Source organism: Microcoleus sp. Pol12B5, assembly GCF_036701335.1.
In the GTDB taxonomy this organism is placed as follows: Bacteria; Cyanobacteriota; Cyanobacteriia; order Cyanobacteriales; family Microcoleaceae; genus Microcoleus.
In genome coordinates, this window is the sequence record NZ_JAUBQQ010000008.1 from 39,320 (window position 1) to 56,498 (window position 17,179).

14 protein-coding genes are annotated in these 17,179 nt (G+C 46.2%); 9 read left to right on the forward strand and 5 right to left on the reverse strand.

The genetic code is table 11. The features are described 5' to 3' along the window. Positions 1-286: 286 nt before the first annotated feature. The gene (locus QUA24_RS06745) at positions 287-1,483 is read right to left on the reverse strand and encodes a DnaJ C-terminal domain-containing protein (protein ID WP_333228268.1); all 1,197 of its coding nucleotides are present in this window, start codon (positions 1,481-1,483) and stop codon (positions 287-289) included. A gap of 124 nt (positions 1,484-1,607) precedes the next feature. Further along, positions 1,608-3,728, reverse strand: a complete 2,121-nt coding sequence (gene dnaK, locus QUA24_RS06750) for a molecular chaperone DnaK (protein ID WP_333228270.1) — start codon at positions 3,726-3,728, stop codon at positions 1,608-1,610. Positions 3,729-3,787: 59 nt separating this feature from the next. On the opposite strand from dnaK, the gene QUA24_RS06755 reads away from it, so the two are divergent. From QUA24_RS06755 to QUA24_RS06785, 7 genes are all read left to right on the forward strand, one after another. Next, positions 3,788-3,982 (forward strand): hypothetical protein, encoded by a 195-nt coding sequence (locus tag QUA24_RS06755; protein WP_333228272.1) that lies wholly within the window; start codon positions 3,788-3,790, stop codon positions 3,980-3,982. A 64-nt stretch (positions 3,983-4,046) separates the two neighbouring features. Further along, entirely contained in the window at positions 4,047-5,297 is a 1,251-nt protein-coding gene (locus QUA24_RS06760; protein WP_333228274.1) for an FAD-dependent oxidoreductase, read from the forward strand. Between the two features lie 180 nt (positions 5,298-5,477). Beyond that, positions 5,478-5,732: a hypothetical protein gene (locus QUA24_RS06765; RefSeq protein WP_333228276.1), complete on the forward strand. Its 255-nt coding sequence runs from the start codon at positions 5,478-5,480 to the stop codon at positions 5,730-5,732. Then, on the forward strand, positions 5,729-6,202 hold the full coding sequence (locus tag QUA24_RS06770) for a type II toxin-antitoxin system VapC family toxin (RefSeq protein ID WP_333228278.1): 474 nt from the start codon (positions 5,729-5,731) through the stop codon (positions 6,200-6,202). Before QUA24_RS06765 ends, QUA24_RS06770 begins: the two co-directional genes overlap by 4 nt. Before the next feature lie 73 nt (positions 6,203-6,275). Next, positions 6,276-7,328 (forward strand): DUF6745 domain-containing protein, encoded by a 1,053-nt coding sequence (locus tag QUA24_RS06775; RefSeq protein ID WP_333228280.1) that lies wholly within the window; start codon positions 6,276-6,278, stop codon positions 7,326-7,328. A gap of 92 nt (positions 7,329-7,420) precedes the next feature. Further along, entirely contained in the window at positions 7,421-8,509 is a 1,089-nt protein-coding gene (locus QUA24_RS06780; RefSeq protein ID WP_333228282.1) for an SPFH domain-containing protein, read from the forward strand. An 86-nt stretch (positions 8,510-8,595) separates the two neighbouring features. Continuing rightward, positions 8,596-9,858: a hypothetical protein gene (locus QUA24_RS06785; RefSeq protein ID WP_333228284.1), complete on the forward strand. Its 1,263-nt coding sequence runs from the start codon at positions 8,596-8,598 to the stop codon at positions 9,856-9,858. Positions 9,859-9,937: 79 nt separating this feature from the next. Here QUA24_RS06785 and QUA24_RS06790 read toward each other — a convergent pair whose 3' ends face one another. Continuing rightward, positions 9,938-10,576, reverse strand: a complete 639-nt coding sequence (locus QUA24_RS06790; protein WP_333228286.1) for a restriction endonuclease subunit R — start codon at positions 10,574-10,576, stop codon at positions 9,938-9,940. A 372-nt stretch (positions 10,577-10,948) separates the two neighbouring features. Between QUA24_RS06790 and pds the strand changes: the two genes are divergently transcribed. Then, the gene (gene pds / locus QUA24_RS06795; protein ID WP_333228288.1) at positions 10,949-12,322 is read left to right on the forward strand and encodes a 15-cis-phytoene desaturase; all 1,374 of its coding nucleotides are present in this window, start codon (positions 10,949-10,951) and stop codon (positions 12,320-12,322) included. A gap of 91 nt (positions 12,323-12,413) precedes the next feature. Continuing rightward, complete coding sequence (gene crtB / locus QUA24_RS06800; protein ID WP_333228290.1) at positions 12,414-13,343, forward strand: 15-cis-phytoene synthase CrtB; 930 nt, start codon at positions 12,414-12,416, stop codon at positions 13,341-13,343. Between the two features lie 284 nt (positions 13,344-13,627). Here crtB and QUA24_RS06805 read toward each other — a convergent pair whose 3' ends face one another. Together QUA24_RS06805 and QUA24_RS06810 are read right to left on the reverse strand one after the other, a co-directional pair. Further along, positions 13,628-14,125 (reverse strand): hypothetical protein, encoded by a 498-nt coding sequence (locus tag QUA24_RS06805; RefSeq protein WP_333216716.1) that lies wholly within the window; start codon positions 14,123-14,125, stop codon positions 13,628-13,630. 254 nt (positions 14,126-14,379) lie between these two features. Next, positions 14,380-17,133 (reverse strand): valine--tRNA ligase, encoded by a 2,754-nt coding sequence (locus QUA24_RS06810; RefSeq protein WP_333228292.1) that lies wholly within the window; start codon positions 17,131-17,133, stop codon positions 14,380-14,382. Positions 17,134-17,179 lie beyond the last annotated feature (46 nt).

A 17,179-nucleotide genomic window follows, 5' to 3' on the forward strand; every position in this document is an offset into this window, starting at 1 on the left:
CTTCGATGGCTGCGCTAACGGCTATTCTGGCGACAAATCCTATCGTTTACGCTTGTTTCGGAGTTATTAAACCGCAGAGGCCGCAGAGGGTGCGGAGGAAGAGAAGAGAGAGATGAATAATTCCGATACCAACGGATTTGTTATTATCTATTTAGAGGCAAGTGGCTAAATCTGATATGTCAGTAAAATTTAGCCAAGCATCTCCTAATTTTTCGTACACAATTAGTAGTAAGGCGCGCATTATTGCGGCACTACAAAATTAAAGTTGCGCCTTGCTTACTCTACATTAAACCGATAAATCCTGACGCGGTTTAAAAGACTCAACCTGCCGCAACTTTTCGTATAATTCCCGTTCCTCCTCACTAATTTCTTTGGGAATTAACACCTGAATTTCTACCAATTGATCGCCCCGATCGCCATTTCCCGTCGGATAGCCCTTGTTAGCCAGCCGCAACCGCTTTCCAGAGGTTACTCCCGGTGGCAATTTCATCTTTACCAAGCCGTCCAGGGTCGGTACTTCAATATCTCCGCCTAACACCGCTTCGCTGGGAGTCAGTGGCAATTCGCAGCAAACATCTGACATTTCCAAGCGAAAAAAGGGATGGGGAGAAACTGTGATTTTCAAATATAAATCTCCGCCGCCCATACCTTGATTTCGCAAGCGAATCCGCTGGCCTGATACCATAGCAGGAGGCAGAGTCACCTCGATCGCTCGCCCATCTTCCAGACGAATTCGCTCAGTACCACCCGAATAAGCCCTTTCCAAAGGCAGAGTTAGCCTGGCCTCAATGTCTCTTCTGGGTTCGCGATCGACTGTTTCCCTAATTTCCCGTCGCATTTCGCGATCGACTGCTTCCCGTCGCATTTCGCGATCTTCCGCATCCCTTCTGGCTTCACGATCGACTATATCCCTTCTGATTTCGCGATCGACTATCTCCTGTCGCATTTCACGATCGTCTGTTTCTCGTCGCATTTCGCGATCGTCCACATCCCTTCTATCTTCTCTAGAATTAGCTACATAACTCGTTCTCTTAGAAGCCGTACTCCACGGTTCATAGGAGGCTGATCGCGGTGCATCATTCGCGGTCGCCATCCTCACTTCCCGACGCCTTCCAAGCACTTGATCTAGAAATTTATTAAAATCAGAGTAATCGCTAAAATCGACATCTTCGGCCGGCTTTTTGCGGGTAGCTTTACCGTTTCCCCAAGTTTTGAAATTGGGAAGTCGCACCCCTTGCTTTCCTTGAAATCCTTTTTGTTTCCAGAATTTACTAAACTGATCGTATTGAGCGCGCTTGTCGAGGTCGGAAAGAATATCATAAGCTTCATTAATATCCTTAAACCTATCTTCAGCAGATTTATCACCTGGATTTACGTCAGGGTGCAACTGTCTTGCTAGCCGTCGATAGGCTTTTTTTATCTCATCAGCCGTGGCATCTTTGGGCACTCCCAAAATTAGATAGTAATTGCGAAAATTCTGCATAGTTAGTCATTAGTCATTAGTTATTAGTCATTAGTTATTAATTATTAGTCATTAGTCATTAGTCATGCTGCTTCCCTGCTTCAAACTAGGGACTAATGACTAGGGACTAATGACTAACCACTAATTACAACCAATCGTCGTCATCATCCCAATCGTCGCTTTGATTCTGATAAGGGCGAGTGGGGCGATTAGCACTGCTTCTACGATCGTTCATACGATCGCCCATACGATCGCCCATACGATCGTTCATACGATCGCCCATGCGATCCCCCATACGATCGTAGGGGCGATCGGGAATTGGATCGACAGTCGATCGCCTGTACGGTTTAGCATTTTGATAATAGCTGCTGTCATCGCTGCGCCGCTTGGTACCGTCGCCCGTAAAAGTCCGCTTCACAGACTCAAAGAAATCGTCATCATCGTCATCATCAGCAAAAGCTGAAACTTCCCTGCTCAAATCGTAAAGAGCATCTTGCAAATCCGAACCAACTTGGTCAACTCCCCGCTCATCATTGCGTTCCAAACTATCTCGCAATTCCCGAATTAAAGTTTCAATTCGCTGGCGGCTTCTTTGAGCAAACTGCATTCCGCGATCGAGCGCAACTTCTCGCAACTGCCGCTCCGCTTGATAAGCTAAAGCTTCAGCGCGATTGCGTTTTTCCACCCTTTCCCGCTGCAACTTATCAGCTTGAGCAAACTGTTCCGCATCGCGAATCATTTGATTCACTTCCTGCTGACTCAGCGTCGAAGCACCTTGCACAGTAATGCTTTGTTCCCTGCCGGTAGTTTTGTCCAAAGCAGTCACCAACAGCATCCCGTTAGCATCAATATCAAAAGCTACTTGCACCTGCGGAATCCCTCGCGGTGCCGGCGGAATTCCCGTCAGTTTAAACCGTCCCAAAGACTTATTATCTCGGCCTAATTCCCGTTCGCCTTGGATTACGTGAATTTCTACCACAGTTTGGTTGTTTTCAGCAGTGGAAAAAATGTCCGATCGCCTGACGGGAATAGTAGTATTCCGAGGAATCAATTTTTTCATCACCCCGCCGATAGTTTCCAAACCCAGTGACAGCGGCGTCACGTCCAACAGCAGCACATCGCGGACATCGCCACCCAAAATACCCGCTTGAATGGCCGCACCCACCGCCACAACTTCATCGGGATTCACATTTTGATTCGGCTCTTTATCAATCAAGTTGCGAACAACTTCCTGCACCAAAGGAATGCGAGTCGATCCGCCGACTAGCACAACTTCATCAATGCGAGAAGGACTCAAACTTGCATCAGCCAAAGCTTGTTTCACCGGACGCCGCAGCCGCTGCACCAAATCTGTGCACAGCCCCTCAAATTGACCGCGAGTTAGTCGCGTTTCCAAATGCAAAGGCCCATCTTCATTCGCATCGATAAAAGGCAAATTAATCTCCGTAACACCGACTCCCGACAGCTCAATCTTGGCTTTTTCTGCCGCTTCGATCAAGCGCTGCAAAGCTTGCCGGTTGCGTCGCAAATCAATTCCTTCTTTTTCTAAGAATTGTTCTGCCAACCAGTCAACAATTTTAGAGTCAAAATCATTGCCACCTAATTGAGTGTCGCCGCTAGTTGCTTTAACTTCAAATACTCCGTCTCCCACGTCTAAAATCGACACATCAAAAGTACCGCCGCCCAAATCAAACACTAAAATAGTTTGACTTTCTCGCCTCTCCAAACCGTAAGCCAAAGAAGCAGCCGTCGGCTCATTTAAAATCCGTTTGACATCAAGTCCCGCAATTCGTCCCGCATCCCGCGTCGCCTGTCGCTGGGAGTCGTTGAAATAAGCGGGAACAGTAATTACAGCCCCCGTCACCTCTTGTCCCAGATAGCGGCTGGCTTCATCGGCCAGTTTCCGCAAAACCATCGCCGAAATTTCCTCTGGGGCAAAATCTTTTTTCAGGCGGGGACACTTGACTTTGATGTTCCCGTTTTCGTCGCGGCGAGTTGTGTAAGGGACGCGCTTTGATTCTGGAGTCAGTTCGGTATATTTGCGTCCGATGTACCGCTTGACACCGTAAAAGGTGTTTTGCGGGTTGAGAACAGTCTGGCGTCTGGCCATCTGTCCCACCAGGCGTTCTCCTTCCTTTGTGAAAGCGACTACCGAGGGAGTTGTCCGCATCCCTTCTGCATTGGCAATCACAACCGGTTTGCCGCCTTCCATGACGGCTACTACTGAGTTTGTTGTTCCGAGGTCAATGCCAACTACTTTACCCATGCGTCAGTTGTCTCCTGTGGCGTTGTGTGTAGCCTTTTCAATATAAGCGTTAAGTATGATTGCACTTATTGTACCGCGTCGAGCAGCGGGGGCTGCAGGGGGATTGCCTCACCTGCGGTTCAGGTTGCTGGGGTTGGCTGGGTACGATCGATCCGCTGGTGGATGTACGATCGCCTTTAGGAGTAGGAGTGTCAATTTGGGAAAGCCGTGTATGTCCATCTTTAGAGAGCAAAAAAAAGTTGAGAATTGATTAACTACTGCCTTTTGCTAAACTAAAAGCAGCTAGCAGGATTGTTGAGCAAACAGGAACATAAAAATATGACTGTCAACTCTGTTCAAAATTCAGAATCCTCTCAAGAACACTCGATGGTTGACGTGCAACAGACAAGCTGCTGCATTGTGGGAGGTGGGCCTGCTGGTGCTGTTTTAGCATTACTTTTAGCGCGGCAAAACATTCCAGTCATCCTGCTAGAAGTACACAAAGATTTCGATCGCGAATTTCGCGGCGATACGCTGCATCCGTCTGTGATGGAAATTATGGAGCAATTGGGTTTAGCAGCACAATTGCTGGAATTGCCCCATACAAAAATGCACAAACTCACTATCCAAGCGGCTGGAAATACCGCCACACTCGTAGATTTGTCCTGTCTCAAAACCAAGTATCCTTACATCACTATCCTGCCCCAAGTCAAGTTTCTCGAATTCATCACTGCCGAAGCGCAGCGCTACCCCAGTTTTCAGCTAGTAATGGGAGCTAATGTCCAAGAAACGATTGTAGAAAATGGGGTTGTGTGCGGAATTCGATACCGGGGACGCGGGGGATGGCATGAAGTGCGCTCGACCCTCACTGTCGGTGCAGACGGTCGCTTTTCCCGCCTTCGCCAATTAGCAGGTTTTGAACCGATTAAAACTTCCCCGCCGATGGATGTCCTGTGGTTTCGTTTGCCGCGCAGTCCCCATGATGTCCAAGATTTCGGCGTGGGAGGTCGAGCTGCTGGAGGTCATTTATTAGCTATAATTGACCGCTTGGATTATTGGCAACTCGGTTACATTATTCTGAAAGGCAGCTATCAGAAATTGCGCGAATCAGGAATAGAAGCTTTGCAAAAATCTGTTGCTGAATTAGCACCAGAATTTGCAGATAGGGTCGAGCAACTAAAAGATTGGTCGCAAATTTCTTTTCTGTCGGTTGAATCAAGTCGCCTTCCCCGCTGGTATCGTCCCGGTTTGCTCTTAATTGGGGATGCCGCTCACGTCATGTCGCCTGTAGGCGGTGTGGGAATTAACTATGCTATTCAAGATGCTGTCGTCGCGGCCAATGTACTCAGCGCCCCCCTGAAAAACCATCACTTGCATCTGTGGGATTTGGCAGAAGTGCAGCGACAGCGGGAGTTGCCCACACGCATCATTCAAGCATTTCAGTCGTTTGTACAGGAGCGAATTATTAAGGGGGCATTAGATACAAATCGACCGTTTACACCGCCAGTTTTGTTGCAGTTACCAATTTTACGAAATATTCCAGCGCGATTAATTGGTTTTGGATTAAACCGGGTTCGCGTGCGAAATTAATCAGATACACCAATTCTAAATATAGAGGTAGAATGACGCACGGGTGGTCAGAAACCGGGTTTTTTGACGAATATCTTTCGCGCTCACCCACATATTCGGTAAAAAACCCGGTTTCTTTGGCATAGATGAGTAATTCCTGACAAGATTGAATTTCAGTACAAACTTAATGAGGCCAGAGCTATGCAAATTATTAAAGTACGATCGCACGTCGGTTCGGACGGGATGTTGCATTTGCAAGTCCCCGTTGGGATTACAGATACAGATTTGGAAGTTATTGTAGTTTTCCAGCGCATAACACCAGCAACTGAGGGTAAAACACCGGAAGATTTAGGCTGGTCGCCCGGTTTTTTTGAGACAGTAATAGGAAGCTGGGAGGGAGAACTGCTTGTTCGTCCTGAGCAGTTGGAATATGAAATCCGGGAAGAATTGCTGTGATTTATCTTTTAGACACCAATACTTGCATCCGTTTGTTAAATCCAGACCGCAACTCATCGGTATCTCGCCGACTAGCAATGATGCGGTCAGGTGATGTAGCAATATCCTCTGTAGTTAAAGCAGAACTTTACTGGGGTGCTTTTAAAAGTTCTCGTCAAGATAGCAATCTAGCTAGACTAGAACGTTTTTTCAATGAGTTTGTAAGTTTGCCTTTTGATGACCAGTCTGCCCTAATTTACGGTCAAATTCGCGCTCAATTAGCTGCATCTGGAACACCCATTGGCCCTAATGACCTTTTGATTGCCTCTATTGCTCTCGTCAACAACCTAATTCTTGTAACTCACAATACCCTCGATTTCAGCGGTGTTGAGGGTTTGCGTCTGGAAGATTGGGAGATAGAAGCCGGAGTTGAGCTACTGAAAAATGATGGAGTGATCGCACTGGAAAATATGCAATTGCGCTCGTCGTAGCTGTCAACTATAATTTTACAAAGCAATGACTGAATTGCTGGGTGCAGGGGTCGATCGAATTTAGAGAACAACGATGATTGAAACACTTACTCCCGAACAAGAAGATTTAATGCTAGTTTATGCGGAAAAGTGGAAGAAAATAATGTACTCCACCGAGCCGCTCGATTGCGAAAGAGCGACAGAGGCAGTTAAAGAAGCTTACCGGGCAATTAACGAAAAAAAACCGGAAATTATTTTTTGCCGTAGCCCCTATAAAGGTGCTAATCTTGTTATTGACGGCGACCAATCAATTAATCACCTGTCCGAAAAATTAGGAGTCAATCTTTGTCGGCTATTTAAAAAGCAACTGAAAAATCATACTGTGGAAGGCCTCATCTTTAAACAAATTTCATATACGTTATTTTGCCAACTTTACAGTCAAGTACGTAGTAATATTAGCTATGACTTTTTTACAAAAAAATTAACCGAAATATTGGCTCCAGTCAATTCTTCTTTAGGTGAGGAATATCACAGCTATATCCACCCTATAGCCATGGCAGGATATTGGACAATTTTTGACTTCTGTTTTTCCGGCTTAAAATGCAATCCTAATCATATCAACTGGCAAGCACTGCTGTTTTTTACAACGCAATGCGGCTGGATTTTTCCCTATGAAAAAGTTTGCATTGTGTGCGATCGCCCCCGCATCCTCTCTTTCGACTCCCAACACCGCCTCCACGCCGAAGGAGGGCCCGCAATTCAATTTTCTGACGGATACAGCATTTATTCCTATCACGGCGTCACCTTACCCGAAAAATACGGAAAACTGCACCCCCATGAATGGCAATCTCAATGGGTTTTAGAGGAAGAAAACGCCGAAATCAGGCGAGTGCTAATTCAAGGAATTGGTTACGATCGCATAGCCCGCGAATTAGCAGCCGTTGAATTAGATACTTGGCAAGAATACACGTTATTAAAAATTGATACAAAGGTTGACGTGGAGCCGATTTATCTGTTAAAGATGACTTGTCCCAGCACCGGATTTATTCACGCTTTGCGAGTCCCGCCCGATATCAACTCAGCCAGAGAAGCGATTAAATGGGTGAATTGGGGAGTCGATTATGAGAATTTTTCAGTACAAACTTGAATTGCAACAAACAGTAAAACTTTACAATGGCGATCGGGAACATCGATCGCTCCTCTTGAAGCTAAAATCAAACAACAACCCAAAATAAATCTATGGGACTCTTTGACAAGATTCGCGGCGAATTTGTCGATATCATCGAATGGTTAGACAATACCAGCGACACCATTGCCTATCGATTCGAGCGTCACCAAAACGAAATTAAACAAGGTGCTAAACTAACTGTACGACCAGGACAAATAGCCGTCTTTGTCAGCGAAGGCCAAGTGGCCGATGTCTTCGCTCCGGGAATGCACGAACTGTACACCCGCAACTTACCCATTCTGAGTACCTTAAAAGGTTGGCCCTACGGTTTCAACTCTCCCTTCAAAGCAGAAGTCTACTTTTTTAACACCAAAATATTTACAAACCTGAGATGGGGAACCTCTAACCCTGTAATTATCCGCGATCCAGAACTCGGCCCAGTGCGAATGCGGGCTTTTGGCACATACAACATTAAAGTTTCCCATCCAGAACAACTCTTAAAACAACTAATCAGCACTGACGGACTATTTCAAGTAAATGAAATCAGCGATCAACTCCGCAATACAATAGTCAGTGCCTTTGCTAATTGGGTTGGCAATTCCCGCGTTCCCCTGCTAGACTTTGCAGCTAACTACACCCACATGGGCGAACAGGTACGAGTTGCCATAGAGCCAAGTATCCAGCAGTTTGGGTTAGAGTTAACTCAGCTATTAATTGAAAATATTTCGATGCCGCCTGAAGTTGAAGAAGCACTCGACAAACGAGCCTCAATCGGACTTCTGGGAAATATGCAGCAATATACCCAATATCAAGCTGCTAACGCTATAGAAGCCTCAGCAAATAACCCTAGCGGCGGCAATCAAGCATTAGAATTTGGCATGGGAATGGCACTAGGTCAGCAAATGACAAATATGATGCAGTCACCAGGATCGCAAACTCCGCCGCCACCTCCCCCGCCAACACAAACTCAGTGGTATATTGCCCAAAACGGTCAACAAGTAGGCCCTTTTGGATTGGAGCAACTTTTGCAAAATGGTTTAACACATCAGGTAATGGTGTGGCGTGCGGGTTTTGACGGCTGGAAGTTAGCATCGCAAGTGCCGGAATTAGCATCTTTGTTGGCGACAGTACCGCCGCCTCCCCCGCCAGCCGCCGCCTAAAATTTTGCATATTTAGTTAATTGGTAATTGGTAATTGATCTGCTTCCCAAATTACCAATTACCAATTACATCATTAATTAACCATTATGAATACTTCAGAACCTGCTGTTAAACGTTTTCCCTGTCCTAGCTGCGGGGCTTATTTAGAGTTCAACCCCCAAGCAGGAAAGCTCAAGTGTGCTTACTGCGGCTGGGAAGATGCAATTCCCCAAACTGCTGAAGAGGTAAAAGAAAATTCTTACGAACAATATCTACAATTCGACGAAACAACGCTGACAACTTTATCAACAACAGCCTTTGAAGTAAAATGCAATGATTGCGGAGCAAGTGTTACTTTTGAACCGCCGAAAGTAGCGGGTAAATGCCCATTTTGTGCTTCTCCAATTGTGACGCAACCTGCAAAGGCTAGCCCTACCGTGCATCCAGAGGGAATTGTACCCTTTGAAGTTAGTGATAAACAGGCCAGAGAAAGCATTCAGAAGTGGCTCAGCAATCGCTGGTTTGCTCCCTCTGCTTTGAAATCCCTAGCGCAACAGGAGAAAATTCAAGGGGTTTATTTGCCGTTTTGGACTTACGACACTTATACGGTTAGTTACTATAGGGGCGATCGCGGAGAACACTACTACGTGACTGAGACTTATACGGAAACAAACGCGCAGGGCGAAACAGAAACTAAAACTCGCGAAGTCCAACATACCAGGTGGTGGCCTGTTTCTGGCAGAGTCGATCGCTTTTTTGACGATATTCTGATTCCCGCTACAACTTCAGTCGATCGCCCGCGTCTGGATGCGTTAGAACCTTGGCATCTCAAGGAGTCGCTGCGCGCTTACAATTCATCTTATTTAGCTGGGTTTGAAGCACAGCGATCGCAAGTTTCTCTCACTCAAGGATTTGAATCTGCTAAAAATGTCATGGCCTCTACTATTCATTTCGATGTTTGCAGGAATATTGGTGGCGACGAGCAGCGGGTTCACAGCATTTCTACTGATTACAATGCTATCACTTTTAAGCATATTTTGCTACCTGTGTGGCTGTGTGCCTATCGTTATCAAAACCAGCGATATCAAGTAATGGTTAATGCACGCACCGCTGAAGTTCAAGGCGAACGTCCCTACAGTGTTTGGAAAATTACTGCTGCTGTTGTTAGCGGCGTCGTGCTTGCGGGTGTTATGTACCTATTGTTTACTGGTAATTGGAGATATATCCGTGTTCCCGGTGTGCCTCAACCGCAACCCCAACCAACTTCCCTACCTGTACCTAGCCAAAGTTTACCGCCAGTTCCTATTCCCTCTACCGCGCCTGTACCGAACAAAAAATTACCGCCAGCACCTATTCCCTCTTCTAATTAGTTCATTCTTCCTTTTTTATTGAAACGAAGTACAACCGCATCTCTGAGCGATCGCCCTCACAGAAGAGTGCGATCGCTTTCTAAACTATATTGCCAACATTCAACTGACCGAGGCGCTTCAAAATACTCAGTACGCTGTACAAATCATTCCCCGGATTGAACATAGAAAACCAGCGTAAAAAAGCATACTGTGGTGTTTCCCCCTTAACTAATTTAACAAATAAAAAACTAGAGCCATTCATTAACAATCCGTAAGTAGGTCGATCGGCACTCAGATTCGCTAACATATAAGCCAGTAACTGCGGAATCCCGACCTCCAAAGAAAACGCAGCCTTCTTGGACTCGATCACCACTACCCAAAACTCCTGAAACAAAGCCCAAACATCCAACTGTCCTCTGACAATCATTCCTTCATCTTCGTCAATAATTTCTACAGACTTTTCTGAAGTAACATGAAAAGGAGCAAGATAGAAATCAGCTAAATCCAAAAACGGAGACAGCACAACCATTTTGACTGTATTTTCTACAAGTGGCGGATGTTTGAGCAAATTCCTGTAACTTGCCTTCACTGTGTCCAGCCGCTGTTTCTCAGCTTCCGAGATTTCTGGTAAATCATCTTGCCACTCGCGAAAGAATTGGTCATCCTCAACCCATTCAATTTTGAATGGGGTTTCCAAATCGTTTAGTGCGACATTTCTCGCTTGAATTGTTTGTACCATAAATGCAACTAATTTATTGAAATTCGCCTCATAATTAATGATAGCAAAACTTGCTAAATTTCTGTTAATTGCGTTTCCTAGTGCCGTATGCCCTAAGAAACGCAATTAAGGTCAGACCCGCAGTCCGGCAAGTCCGGCAAGGGTTGAAACCCCTGCCTCAAAGCTAAAGTCCTATAAAAGAGGAATGAAGAACTCATTAGTCTTCTTTCAGAGGACTTGCGCTATGAGACAGGGACTTTCAGTCCCTGGCGGACTTTCGTGCTAAGCCGATACCTCCAAGCACAGCCGTGTCCCTACAGATTTCCCAAAAAAATGTAACGAGTTGTAAAGTATAATTAAACCGAAGCGAACACAGAGGCCAAGTAGTATCAAATGCGAGTTGCGATCGCCGGAGCAGGCTTAGCAGGACTTTCCTGCGCTAAATATCTTACCGACGCGGGCCACACCCCCATCCTCCTAGAAAGTCGGGACGTACTCGGCGGCAAAGTCGCCGCCTGGAAAGATGCAGACGGCGACTGGTATGAAACCGGCCTCCACATCTTCTTCGGTGCATACCCGAATATGCTCCAACTCTTCAAAGAACTTGACATTGAAGACAGGCTGCAATGGAAAGAACACTCGATGATTTTCAATCAGCCGGAAACCCCCGGAACCTATTCCCGCTTTGACTTTCCCGACCTTCCGGCTCCCTTCAACGGCGTCGCAGCCATCCTGAGCAACAACGATATGCTCACCTGGCCCGAAAAAATCCGCTTCGGTATAGGTTTGATTCCGGCGATGCTTCAGGGCCAAAGATACGTCGAAGCAATGGACAAATACTCGTTTTCCGACTGGCTCAAAAAGCAAAACGTCCCCCCCAGAGTCGAAAAAGAAGTATTCATCGCCATGTCCAAGGCGCTCAACTTCATCGACCCTCACGAAATATCCGCAACCATACTGCTGACAGCCCTCAACCGCTTCTTGCAAGAGAAAAACGGCTCGAAAATGGCTTTTTTAGACGGTTCCCCCACAGAAAGGTTGTGTCAGCCGATGGTAGACTACATAACTGAGCGCGGCGGTGAAGTACGGCTGAATGCACCTATCGGGGAGTTTTTGCTCAACGATGACAACACGGTGCGTGGCTTCCAGATTCGGGGAGTAAAAGGGGCAGAGTCAGAAATTCTGACGGCCGATATTTACGTTTCCGCGATGCCGGTTGACCCGCTGAAGCTGATGATGCCGAAACCTTGGGGCGAAATGGATTATTTCAAACAGCTCGAAGGTTTGGAGGGAGTACCCGTCATTAATGTACACTTGTGGTTCGATCGCAAATTAACTGACATCGACCATTTGCTGTTCTCGCGATCGCCCTTGCTGAGCGTCTACGCCGACATGAGCAACACCTGCCGCGAATATGCCAACCCAGACAAATCAATGCTGGAACTGGTTTTAGCACCGGCCAAAGACTGGATAGGCAAATCTGACGAAGATATCGTCGCAGCCACAATGGTCGAGTTAGAAAAACTCTTTCCCGATCAAATCCCAGAACCAGCCAAACTGCTCAAATATCACGTAGTCAAAACCCCTCGTTCCGTCTACAAAGCCACTCCCGGACGCCAGCAGTGCCGTCCCACACAAACAACTCCCATTAGCAATTTCTATCTAACGGGGGATTATACAATGCAGCGTTATCTTGCGAGTATGGAAGGTGCCGTGCTTTCTGGTAAGCTGACAGCGCAGGCTATTTCAACGGCCAATAACCAATGAAAAATTAAGAATTTTTCATAAAGACGTAAAAAATCTCCCGTTTTCTAAACGGGGGAAAATCAGTTCTAATCTTTAAATTTCTTATTCTCGGATGCTGCAACTGTCAAAACTCCAGTGCATGAGAACTCTGGCCTCTGTGGATGACTCTTACGAACTGTGCCGCCAAGTCACGGCGAGTTATGCCAAAAATTTTTATTTAGGCACTCAACTCATGCCCGAAGCCAAGCGTCGGGCGATTTGGGCGATTTACGTCTGGTGCCGCCGCACCGACGAACTCGTAGACGGGCCGGGTTCTGATGCAACGACCCCTGAAACCCTCAATCTGTGGGAAAAACGCCTAGAATCTGTGTTTGCTGGTCATCCTCACGACGACTACGACGTAGCTTTGGTGGATACCCTGTCTCGTTTCCCGATCGACATTGGGCCGTTTCGAGAGATGATTGCGGGCCAGCAAATGGACTTGTACCGCAGCCGCTACGAAACTTTTGAAGAGCTCAATCTTTACTGTTATCGAGTAGCTGGTACTGTAGGGCTGATGTCGATGTCTGTCATGGGTGTAGGCGAATCGAGCTCCGCTGCTAACTGGAATTGGCATTGGGGGAATAGAATTCCCAAAGAAGAAGCCATCTCCCTGGGTATTGCCAAGCAGTTGACTAATATTCTGCGCGATGTCGGAGAAGACGCCCGCCGCGGCCGCATTTATATTCCCTTAGAAGACTTAGCCTTGTTTAACTACACCGAAGAAGATTTATTCAACGGTGTCATTGACAACCGCTGGCGGGAATTGATGCGTTTTCAAATTCAGCGAGCTCGCAAATTATACGCCAGCGCCGAACCGGGAATAAAAGTGCTCAGTCCCGATATCCGCTGGACTGTTTGGGCGGCTACAATGCTGTACAGCAGAATCTTAAATGCGATCGAACGTAATCAATATGATGTGTTTCAGAAGCGGGCTTATGTTACCAATTCTCAGAAACTGCTGTGTCTCCCCGCCGCTTGGATGAAGTCAAAAGTGCTTTAACCGCAGGCAATTTTGCTGGCGATTCGGCAACGGGTAAGGGGTATTTGTCAAGTTACAAATTATATGATGTCCAGCAAATTGCATATTAGGTTTTTGGGGACAGGGCAGTGCCGTGTCCCTACCTGTTGTGTGTTAATTGGAGTCAATCGATTTTAGATTTTAGATTTTAGATTTTAGAGGCGACCCCACGAATAAATGCGGGGGCTTGAGGATTTTCGATTTTCGATTTGGGATTGATTCCACGGATAAATCACGTGGCGGGTACCACCTTTGAAATTCGCTTGTCAAAGTGGCGGTGTAGCGGGTGAAATTTTCAATTGGTTGATCGAACTTTCCAACAATTGCTTTTCCTGCTGGAGTTTTGCTTCTAAGTTTTGAATTTGTTCTCGGCGGGCTTCAACTTCAATCAAGCGGCGAGACAATTCTTGACTCTGCAAAGTGAGAGATTGCCTCCAATCTTCTACTTTTTGGGCTTCTTGCTGCAAAAAATCGGGAGTAAAACCTGTTGTTAAATATTTCTCTACTAATTGTAGTACCCAGTTTGTAGCTGCTTGAATATCCAAAACCTGGCTATTTTGGTCAACATTTGCTAATACTAAAATCCCTGCATTTAAAACATTCGTTGCAGAGTTAATTGGATTTTGAGCAAAATCTTTCTGTAATGTCAAGAAACTTTCTTCACTAAGAATAGCCCAAGTATCATCAGAATTTTGGCAAGCCAGCAATTGCAGACTTATCTCGCCTAAATTTTCCTGATTTTGTACTTGGGCTAAATATAACATGAGGGTAATTAGTAATGGGTGATGGTTGTAGGATTTGCTATCTTCTAGGGGCGGGTTTTACAAAAAATCTATGCCTGAAACTAACTATCTCCTAAACCCGCCCCCACCCCTGTCAACAGTCAACAGTCAACTCTTAAAACAACTTTAGCCGATCGCGCCTGTGGTGCGTGAGAGTCAATATTTTCCTGGGGATTCCCAGGTTTTTCGCCCTCACGCCGCCTACAAATTGACTAAAAACCGTCAACTGTCAACTCTTAAAACAACTTTAGCCGATCGCGCAAAATCTCAGCTTGTTTTTCGGCTTCCGCCAAAGCATCCCTCGCCCCCTGAACCACATCAGGAGTAGCCTTATCCACAAACTTCTGATTAGTCAAACGCGCCGCAGTATGCTTAATTTCAGCTTCCACTTTGCTCAACTTCTTTTCTAATTTAGCACGCAAAGCCGCCAAATCGACCACCCCAGCCAGAGGAATCAATACTTGCACAGTACCGACAACCCCAGCAATTGTCTGTCCCAAATCTGTATCCAAACTAGCAGTAACTGTCAGATTTTCGACTTTTGCCAAATCCTGAATGTAAACGCCTCCATCTGAGATTATTTGGCGTTCTTTCTCGTTTTCGCTTTGCAAAATCGCCGTCACCTTCACACTTGGCTTGATATCAGAATCCGCCCGCAAATTGCGAATAGTGCGAATTGTACCGAACAACAACTCAAACTGCTGTTCCAAATCAGAATCAATGAGTGATGCGTTTGCTTCAGGATAAGCTTGCAAAGCCAAACATTGATCGTCACCTGTTTGAGTCAGAGTGTGCCAAATTTCCTCAGTAATGTGTGGCATAAAAGGATGCAGTAGTTTCAGAATCCCTTCCAACACAAAAGCAAAAGTTTGCTGTGCCACTTTCTTAGAATTTTGTTCAGCATCCTGTTGCAAGCGAGACTTGACTAACTCAATATACCAGTCACAGAAATCGCCCCAAATAAACTCATAAAGTCCCTTCGCCGCTTCCCCCAAACCGTAATTTTCCAAACAATTGCAGCTTTGTTGCACAACTTGATAATAGCGAGAAAGAATCCAGCGATCGCACAATTCTAACCCTTCTTCTCTCCCTCCCTCGGTAAGGGGTGGTTGGGGGGGGTGAGGACTTCCCAACTGCTGCGGCGTCTGTCCCTCCAAATTCATCATCACAAACCTGGCCGCATTCCACAACTTATTCGTGAAGTTCCGCGAAGCTTCCACCGATTTCGATTCATCAGTTTTGCGATCGTACTCCATGCGAATATTTTGACCGGCCCCAACCACTTCCTTAACCAAAGTGTAGCGCAAAGCATCAGTACCGTACTTACCAATCAACAGCAGCGGGTCGATACCATTATTTTTACTCTTAGACATTTTCTGACCGTTTTCATCCAACACCAAACCGTGAATGTAAACAGTATCAAAAGGCATCTTTTCAGTAAAATGTCCTGCCATCATCGTCATTCTAGCAACCCAGAAAAAGATGATATCAAAACCTGTAACCAAAGTAGTTGTCGGATAGTAAAACTCCAAATCTTTAGTTTCGTCCGGCCATCCCAAAGTTGAGAAAGGCCACAACCCGGACGAAAACCAAGTATCCAATACATCTGGATCTCTTGCTAGCTTGACATCCTGACCAAATTTAGCCGTAGCTTTTTCCTTAGCTTCAGCTTCATTTTTTGCAACTATAAAAGGTGTTGTATCAGTAATTTCTCCTTGGGTTTCGCTAACAGCATACCAAGCCGGGATTTGGTGTCCCCACCACAATTGTCGGGAGATACACCAATCCTTCAGCTTCACCAGCCAATCGCGATAAACCTTTGTCCATCTGTCAGGAACAAAGACTGGTGAGTTACTTTTATCTAATGCTTCTAAAGCTCGTTGAGAAAGAGGATCGATCTTCACAAACCATTGTGTAGATATCAAAGGTTCGACCGGGACTTTGCCGCGTTCGCTGTAGGGAACAGTATGCTTATAATCTTCTATTTTAACTAAAACCCCGTCCGTTTCTAACCGTTTTACCACATTTTTCCGGGCAACAAATCGGTCTTGTCCCTGGAAATCTCCGGCATTTTCATTTAAAGTGCCGTCCTTATTCATAATGTTAATAAACGGCAAATTGTGACGTTTACCCATCTCGAAGTCATTCGGATCGTGGGCGGGAGTCACCTTGACACAACCAGTTCCGAAAGTCGGATCGACAAACTCATCAGCAATGATTGGGATTTCGCGATTCACGATCGGCAAAGTCACAGTTTTACCGATAAGATGTTTGTAGCGATCGTCCTGTGGATTCACAGCTACCCCAGTATCGCCCAACATCGTTTCCGGCCGAGTCGTCGCCACCTCCAAATAACCAGAACCATCCGTCAAAGGATAGCGGAAATGCCACAAATGGCCCTCAACTTCCTGCTGATCTACCTCCAAATCCGACACAGCAGACTGACTAGCCGGACACCAATTCACCAGGTAATTGCCGCGATAAATTAGCCCCTCATCGTACAGGCGGACAAACGCTTCTAAAACCGCAGCGGATAAGCCTTCATCCATCGTAAAGCGTTCACGCGACCAATCGACAGACACGCCCAAACGCCGCAATTGATTAGTAATAGTATTGCCTGATTCAGCTTTCCACTCCCAGGCCCGTTCCAAGAATTTTTCTCGGCCTAAATCGTGGCGAGTTTTGCCTTCTGCTTTGAGTTGCTTTTCCAGAATAGTTTGAACTGCGATGCTAGCATGATCCGTTCCCGGCAACCACAGGGTATTGCGTCCTGTCATCCGGTGATAGCGGACGAGGACATCAATTAGCGTCTCTTCAAAAGCGTGTCCCATGTGGAGACTGCCGGTCACGTTGGGTGGCGGGATGACGACGCAGTAAGGTTCGCCGCCTTTTTCGGGGTCAGCTTTGAAGGTTTGGTTGTCTTCCCAGTATTTTTGCCACTTGGCTTCGGTGGCTTGGGGGTCGTATTGGGGGGGTAGGTTTGCGGTCATGGTGGCTTGAGAGTTTGATCTTATTTATGATTGTGCCATAGGAGAG

Bases quoted from the DNA above. Each gene is read 5' to 3' on its own strand.
- QUA24_RS06745 (WP_333228268.1), bottom strand. From the start codon at position 1,483: ATGCAGAATTTTCGCAATTACTATCTAATTTTGGGAGTGCCCAAAGAT.
- dnaK (WP_333228270.1), bottom strand. From the start codon at position 3,728: ATGGGTAAAGTAGTTGGCATTGACCTCGGAACAACAAACTCAGTAGTA.
- QUA24_RS06760 (WP_333228274.1), top strand. From the start codon at position 4,047: ATGACTGTCAACTCTGTTCAAAATTCAGAATCCTCTCAAGAACACTCG.
- QUA24_RS06765 (WP_333228276.1), top strand. From the start codon at position 5,478: ATGCAAATTATTAAAGTACGATCGCACGTCGGTTCGGACGGGATGTTG.
- QUA24_RS06775 (WP_333228280.1), top strand. From the start codon at position 6,276: ATGATTGAAACACTTACTCCCGAACAAGAAGATTTAATGCTAGTTTAT.
- QUA24_RS06780 (WP_333228282.1), top strand. From the start codon at position 7,421: ATGGGACTCTTTGACAAGATTCGCGGCGAATTTGTCGATATCATCGAA.
- QUA24_RS06785 (WP_333228284.1), top strand. From the start codon at position 8,596: ATGAATACTTCAGAACCTGCTGTTAAACGTTTTCCCTGTCCTAGCTGC.
- QUA24_RS06790 (WP_333228286.1), bottom strand. From the start codon at position 10,576: ATGGTACAAACAATTCAAGCGAGAAATGTCGCACTAAACGATTTGGAA.
- pds (WP_333228288.1), top strand. From the start codon at position 10,949: ATGCGAGTTGCGATCGCCGGAGCAGGCTTAGCAGGACTTTCCTGCGCT.
- crtB (WP_333228290.1), top strand. From the start codon at position 12,414: ATGCTGCAACTGTCAAAACTCCAGTGCATGAGAACTCTGGCCTCTGTG.
- QUA24_RS06805 (WP_333216716.1), bottom strand. From the start codon at position 14,125: ATGTTATATTTAGCCCAAGTACAAAATCAGGAAAATTTAGGCGAGATA.
- QUA24_RS06810 (WP_333228292.1), bottom strand. From the start codon at position 17,133: ATGACCGCAAACCTACCCCCCCAATACGACCCCCAAGCCACCGAAGCC.